General features: G+C 52.7%; 2 protein-coding genes. One reads left to right on the forward strand and one right to left on the reverse strand.

What is annotated here, in order from left to right:
• Positions 1-503 (forward strand): transposase (locus H5T41_11315; GenBank protein MBC7109347.1); only part of this gene is annotated, 503 nt, incomplete at its 5' end.
• On the opposite strand, the gene H5T41_11320 is transcribed toward H5T41_11315, so the two are convergent.
• On the reverse strand, positions 490-1,044 hold the full coding sequence (locus H5T41_11320) for an amidohydrolase family protein (GenBank protein ID MBC7109348.1): 555 nt from the start codon (positions 1,042-1,044) through the stop codon (positions 490-492). The two genes, H5T41_11315 and H5T41_11320, sit on opposite strands and share 14 nt — an antisense overlap.
• Positions 1,045-1,091: the final 47 nt, after the last annotated feature.

A 1,091-nucleotide genomic window follows, 5' to 3' on the forward strand; every position in this document is an offset into this window, starting at 1 on the left:
TTCCCAAAAGCCAGTGGCAGCTTTGTGTTCTTCACGCCGTGCGCGATAGCCTCAACAAGGTGAGGAAGGGGGATCAGCAAGGGGTGGCCGAGCTCCTCCAGGCGGTGTACAAGGCGGAGAGCTTGGAGGAAGCCGAAGAAGCGCTGAAAGAGTTGCGTGCTAGGTGGGGAGAAGTGGGAAACGAAGGCTTTGGCCTTGCTGGCCTTTCTGAACTATCCTTCTGCGCTTCGGCGGTATCTTTACACCAACTTTCGCGCCTTTGTAAGGGAGTGAAAAAGAGGACCAAAGCTGTGGAAATCTTCGTCCATGAAGGGGCGGTGGAGAAGCTTCTGTACCCGGTCCTCTCGGGCTTGAACGAAAGGCTGTTGGCAAGGAGGCTGCGAGGATTTGCGGAAATTGTGTCAGAAAAATATCATGCTATTCAGCCACAATACACGAGACACTATGTACCCGAAGCATCAAGGAGTAAAAAACCACTGGTCTACGCTTCTATAAAGCAGTAGAGTAAATCACCTTGCCTTTAGCAATCGTCGCCACTACGTGGAAGTTTTCGTCCAAAACAACAAGGTCGGCATCCTTTCCCACATCTATTTCTCCTTTGCTTCCTTCGATACCGAGAATTCGCGCCGGGTTAACCGTAACGGGTCGCAACACAATTTCCAAAGGAAAACCTTCTTGAAGAAGGCCTCTAACCGCTTCCCACAGGGCTCGCACCTCGCCCGAAGCATATCCAATAAGGTGCCCGTGTTCGTCAAACTTGGGCATGGACCCACCCCCGTCCGAGCTGAATGTGAATCTTTCCCAATCCAGGTCAACATCTGCCAACTTTCGTACTGCACTCACAAATTCCCAGGTCAGCGTTTTACTTGGCACCGTCAAATCCACCGTTCCTCCTGCCCTTACCCATTCCACCGCCTCCCCCAAAAGCTTTGGTGTCCGATTCACATGGGTAGGATGAAATTGGAGGATGGGAAGGGGTGTGCTTTGCACGGCCTGCCTAAGAATCTCAAGCCCAGAGGGAGCGCTACCTACGTGGATGTGCACTATTCCTCGTTTTCCCCCCAGCATCCCTCCTACACGAGCCTCTGCCG

The organism is Methanomassiliicoccales archaeon, from assembly GCA_014361295.1.
Classification (GTDB): domain Archaea; phylum Thermoplasmatota; class Thermoplasmata; order Methanomassiliicoccales; family JACIVX01; genus JACIVX01.